Below are 5,938 nucleotides of genomic sequence, written 5' to 3' on the forward strand. Positions count from 1 at the left end.
TCCCCTCGGCTATCGGTAGGCAGATCGTTTTATCCCCGGCGACTCCTCGTCGTTTGCGTTTGGCCATCGTCCTTGGCCTCCAAACTCTATGCCCTCATTTTAGCCAAACAAACTGAGTTGGAACTAGGCTTAAGCTGGGCCGATGGGCTACGGCTGGTGGCCAAACGCGCCCATTTGATGCAGCAACTGCCGCCAAATGATGCCATGGCTGCCGTATTTGCAGGTCCTGAACAACTGCAGCCTTTGATCAAGACCCACGGGGTGGAAATTGCCGTTATCAACGGTCCCAAAAATACCGTCATCTCCGGTACTAAAACTGCGGTGGACGCTGTTTTAAAAACTCTCTCTGTGCAGGAGATTCGTAGTCGTCCCCTGGCAGTTTCCCACGCGTTTCATTCGGTGCTGATGGAGCCCATGCTGGCGGAATTTGCCACCTTTGCCCAGACGCTGACCTACGCACCACCAAAAATTCCGCTGATTTCTAATGTAACGGGTCAGCCGTTAACAGCGGCCCCAGATGCCGACTACTGGTGTCAACATTTGCGTCAGCCGGTGCAGTTTGCGGCGGGTCTGGAGACCCTAGCCCAAAAACAACGCCCCTGGCTTGAAATTGGCCCCCAGCCAGTGCTGCTGGGCATGGCGCAACGCAGTTTTCCTGATGCCCTCCGGCTGCCCTCCCTGACACCTCAACAAGATGGTGCGATGCTCAAAACCCTCAGCCATCTGGCCGTGCGTGGTTTTGCCATCGATTGGGCCGCCGTTCATCCAGCCCAGAGGCAACGGATTGCCCTGCCCACCTATCCTTTTCAACGCCAGTCCTATTGGTTTATGCCGATCTCTCCTACTCCCACCTCACCCATGGCCCCATCCGCTGATGCCGTAACACCGTCTAATCCTGTGGCCCAGGTGCAGACAGAATTAACAACCCTGGTGGCTAAGCTGCTACAAATCTCTCCTAAGGATGTTGATCCACAAGCGCCGTTCTTAGAAATGGGCGCTGATTCTATTGTTTTAATCGAAGCGGTTCAGGGTATTGAGACCCGCTTTGGGGTGACGGTGACAATTCGTCAGTTCTTTGAAGAGCTGCAAACCCTGGAGGCGTTATCCAACTTTATTGCTCAGCAAATGCCTGCTGAGGCTAGCCATAGTTCCACCGAGAATGCCAATCATAGTTCCACTGATAATACCAACAGTCATACCAGCCACACTCCTGGGACATTGGCAGTTGTCAATGCTCCTTTAACGGACTCTAATCTCTCTCTTAGCAGCCAGGAATCTCTTTCTGCCGCAACAACGGCTCCAGCGATGTCCTCAGGAGCGCAGCCTGCAACCACTGCCCTGGAGCAGATTGTGACTCAGCAGATGCAGCTGATGACGCAACAGATCGACCTGTTGCGTCATGCCCAACAGGATATCCAGAAGTCAGTGCCTTCATCCCCTGTTCCTAAACCCTTGGCTTCTCCTCCACAGGTTGTCTCGCAGCACACTCCACAAGCTGCGCCGCCTGCTCCAAAAACCGTCCCCTCTCGATCCGTCTCAATTCCTCAATCTCTCAATGAATCGCAGCAGCGCTATCTCCAATCATTTATTCAGCGCTATACCCAGCGTACGGCTGAATCTAAACGCCGCAAGCAGGAGAGTCATCCCTACTTAGCCGACAGTCGTGCCTGTGCAGGGTTTCGGCCATCCATTAAAGAGATGCTCTATCCGATTGTGGGGACTCGGGCCGAAGGGTCTCGGCTGTGGGATGTGGATGGCAATGAATATATCGACATCACCATGGGATTTGGTGTGCATCTTTTTGGCCATCGACCTGAGTTTGTACAGGATGCGATCGCAACCCAACTAAACCGAGGCATCCAAATCGGTCCCCAGGCAGAACTATCTGGGGACGTCGCTAGACTAATCCACGAACTAACGGGCATGGAACGGGTCACCTTTACCCAGTCCGGCACCGAGGCGGTGATGACCGCTCTACGACTGGCCCGCACCGCCACTCACCGCCGTCTGATCGTACGATTTGAAAACGCCTACCACGGTCACTTTGATGGTGTGCTTGCCAGATCAAAGGCCAGATCGGCAGGAGACAACACCGCTGTGCCCATCGCCCCCGGCATTCCCCCCGGCATGGTGGAAGATGTGCTGGTGCTGCCCTACGGTGACCCCAGCGCACTCCAGATAATTCAACAACGGGCCTCTGAACTCGCCGCCGTTCTGGTCGAACCCGTACAAAGCCGTCGCCCGGACCTGCAGCCGCGAGACTTTCTCCAGCAGCTGCGCCGCATCACCCAGGACCATGGGGTGGCGCTCATCCTGGATGAAATTATCACAGGCTTTCGGATTCATCCGGGCGGAGCCCAAACCTGGTTTGGGGTGGAGGCCGACCTAGCTACCTATGGCAAAGTGTTGGGCGGCGGCATCCCCATTGGCATCGTGGCCGGTAAAGCCCACTACATGGACGGCATCGATGGTGGTCTCTGGCACTATGGCGATGATTCCTATCCAAGTGCTGAGCGCACCTTTTTTGCCGGCACATTCTGTAAACCCCCCCTGGCGATGGCCGCTGCTAAGGCCGTGTTGTTGCACCTGAAGCAGCAGGGGGCCGACCTGCAAACTCAGCTAAATCAGCGTACCGAGGTCTTCGCCCAGCGACTCAATACCTTTTTCGACCAAGTCGAGGTGCCGATCCAGATTGTCCACTTTGGTTCTCTCTTCCGGTTTACCTTTACCGGTAACTATGACCTGCTGTTTTATCACCTGATTGCGCAGGGCATATACGTGTGGGAAGGGCGCAACTGTTTTCTCTCCACCGCCCACACCGAGGCCGACATTGAACAGATTATCCAGGCGGTCCAAACGGCGGTGGCCCAGATGCAACAGGGAGGCTTCCTGCCGGGAAAGTCTCTGGTGGCAGCCCAGACGCTGCCGCTAACCAAAAGCCAGCAAGAGATTTGGCTATTAACGCAGCTCAATCCTGACGCTTCCCTTGCCTATACAGAATGTGTTTGGTTAGACCTGCAGGGGCCTTTGCAGGAGGCGATCCTCCGTCGGAGTCTGCAGCAGCTAATGGACCGCCATGAAGCGCTGCGCACCAAGATTGACCCCACCGGCACCACCCAGCAGGTGATGCCAACGCTGACGTTTAACCTGCCGTTGATTGATCTGAGTTCCCTCACTTCCGAGGAGCAATCCCTAGCAGTTCAGCGCTGGCTACACCAAGAGCAGCGATATCCGTTTGACCTCACCCAGCCGCCTCTGTTGCGCATGCATGCCCTGAAGCTGGCTGAGCAGCACCATGGTTTAGTGCTGACCGTCCATCACATTGTGGTAGACGGCTGGTCGATTCAGGTTTTACTGGAAGAGCTGAGTCGGCTATACAACATGGCCGTTCAGGATGCCGTGCAACTCCTGCCGCCGCCGGGGTCCTATGGAGACTATGTGCAGCAGGTGAGCCGGTCAGCGGATGCCGCCTATTGGCAACGGCAGCCCCTACCTCAATGGCAGTTAAAGACGGACGGACAGACCGACGCACCCGACTACCACAGCACCTCCCAATCATGGCAGCTGTCTGCTGAGCGCTATCAACAGTTTCAAGTCTGGAGCCGCCAACAGGGTTGCACTCCGTTTATGACGCTGCTGGCGGCCTTTTGCCTCCTACTGCATCGCTGGAGTCAAACAACAGAATTAATGGTGGGCATTTCGGTGGCGGGCCAGGGGCAACCCGGCTATGGGCGGCTAGTGGCTCACTGTGTGAATGTGCTGCCGGTGTATAGTCAGCTGCGCCCTGAGCAGTCGCTGGCGGAGTATTTACATGCGATTCGCACCACTTTGCTGGAATGTTATGACCATACCGATTATTCCTTAAGTCAGTGGGTGCGCTGGTCAAAGAACAATCGAGAAGATTCGTCTACCGACCCGCTACAGCCGATTGTGCCAGCGTTCTTTAATTTAGACCCATCGATGAGTGCCCCTGATTTTCAAGGGTTAACCGTAGAAGCGGAACCTCAGTCCCCTGCCTACGGACGGTGGAATCTGACCTGGCACCTGAGTGAGATGGAAAACGGTCTGCATCTCACAGCGGTCTACCGCAGTGCTCTGTTTGAAGACACCACTATCGCCGGTTGGATAGGTGCCTATGAGAGACTCTTAACATTAATGATGGAATCTCCTCAGGCTACGCTGCGGGAGATAGATCAGGCGTTGGATAATTTTTTGACAACTCAAGTTCAGCAGCTACAGGCCACCCTCGTTCAGCAAAATCGGCTAAAGCTAGAAGCGACCAGCCGCCGTCCTCAAGGGATTACAATGTGATAACTCTATATATTTGCCGGAATAGTTGCGTCGCGGAACAACTATCTTAATGGGAAATTAACGGTGGAGTTGTACGCCGGTAAAGAACCTCGAATTCTCACTGATAACGTCTGTTCCGTCCACACCAACGCAGTGTTAGCTGGCCGTTTGAGCAGAAGATGCTAAGCAATTCAGAAATATATGATACACAGCTATCGACCCCTCTGTTATTCGTTCGTGTTCACTAACCCATGTATCAGGGACGGGAGACAAAACCTGGACTTTCTGCAAGAGTTTTGTGATACGCAAATAATTATTTGTATCTTTGCCAAAGTTTCGCTTTAATTCAGACACCCAGTAACTTGTAACATCACTTTGAACATATCCTACCATTGCTGCCTCTGGATATTGTGACGCGTACACACCTTTAACGAAACATTGCACCCCATCCTTTCCTGTATACTTCCCAATCGGATAACCGTTTTTTCGTAATCGCTTTGCCTCAAAGACATACTCAGGTCTAGACTCTCGTGGCAAATTACTTTCGACAACAATATCTAATTTTCTTCTACGTTTACCAGTCCGCCCTTCAACTGCTAACGGTTTTTCTTCTCCTACAGAGTATCGATCATAAAACCTTTCAGGTATAGTAGGATCTTTGAGTTTTTCTCTCATTTCTTCCACAATCAGCCCTGTAATCTCTTCTTCCGTGAGATTGCAGTGAATTTGTGGTAAGGCTTCCTGATGCCCCCAAGCAAGAAGCTGATGAGCGTCTCGTCGAAATCCGTAAAAATAGGAATTCAGAGTAAACGAGTTAAGATTCTCTGCTTCCATATCTAGACCACCGTATTTAGTCTGCGTTGTGCAGAGAGGATTTCTGAGATGATATCATCAGAGTCATTTAGAGCTTGGGTTCTAGTCCAATCAATCAACCGAGGAGGCTTACAGATATAGACCCTTGAATCCTCAAAAATACGAAGACTTCTTTGTACATAGACCCATTGACTAAAGCGTTGCTTTATCTTCTCTCGAATGTAAGCAAAAAGTGCAGATGATTCTGTCTGAGCTTCTTCAATGCTCACATCAATAGGATCGTCTGATTGAATAAATTCAACTGAGCATATAACTAGTTCCTTTGATCGACTTAAGACAATCTCGTGCCTTAAGCCATTTCCTCCAGTAAACATATCCAATTCATCTCGAAGGGTACTTCCATAATCGAAGAGCGTTTCTAGAGAAGGTAAATCAACAGCTATCCCGTGAGATTTTCCTTCATTTAAACTAAGGCGTACACTCATAAAATCTTTTGCTAAGATTCCCACATTTTTAGGTATATTCAGAATTTTTTCAACCATATCGTCAAGTTCTTCTTGCACATCTTCATTGTTTAATAAGACATCATGTTCTCTTTCAGAAAAATTCTTGTGAAGTTGAGAAAGTTGACTAATTTGATCATCTGAAAACAGAGGAACTGGAAGCTGTTCAAAAGCTCCTAGTGTAATCCGACCTCGATCAACTCCTAATTGGGGACTTGTGAAAAAAAGATAGTACTGAACAATACTAGAATTACGAAAAATAGATAAAGCTCGTAAGTAGTCAGCGTCTTCATTAGGAGCTGAAAGACCTATCTGCCCACTGGGAATAACAA

Annotated in this window: 3 protein-coding genes; 1 reads left to right on the top strand and 2 read right to left on the bottom strand. The window is 51.0% G+C overall.

The genetic code is table 11. From position 1 onward, the window contains the following. Window positions 1-72: 72 nt before the first annotated feature. A complete protein-coding gene (locus tag IQ260_RS26580; protein ID WP_193996099.1) occupies window positions 73-4,311 on the top strand; it encodes an aminotransferase class III-fold pyridoxal phosphate-dependent enzyme in 4,239 nt (1,412 codons plus the stop codon). Between the two features lie 135 nt (window positions 4,312-4,446). Here the strand turns inward: IQ260_RS26580 and IQ260_RS26585 are convergent, their stop codons facing one another. Beyond that, window positions 4,447-5,124 carry a hypothetical protein gene (locus tag IQ260_RS26585; protein WP_193996100.1) on the bottom strand — a complete coding sequence of 226 codons (678 nt, stop codon included), beginning with the start codon at window positions 5,122-5,124 and terminating at the stop codon, window positions 4,447-4,449. A gap of 2 nt (window positions 5,125-5,126) precedes the next feature. Further along, the coding region (locus IQ260_RS26590) for a hypothetical protein (protein ID WP_193996101.1) at window positions 5,127-5,938 on the bottom strand (812 nt) is incomplete at its 5' end.

The organism is Leptolyngbya cf. ectocarpi LEGE 11479, from assembly GCF_015207065.1.
In the GTDB taxonomy this organism is placed as follows: Bacteria; Cyanobacteriota; Cyanobacteriia; order Phormidesmidales; family Phormidesmidaceae; genus Leptothoe; species Leptothoe ectocarpi.

Bases quoted from the DNA above. Each gene is read 5' to 3' on its own strand.
- IQ260_RS26585 (WP_193996100.1), bottom strand. From the start codon at position 5,124: ATGGAAGCAGAGAATCTTAACTCGTTTACTCTGAATTCCTATTTTTAC.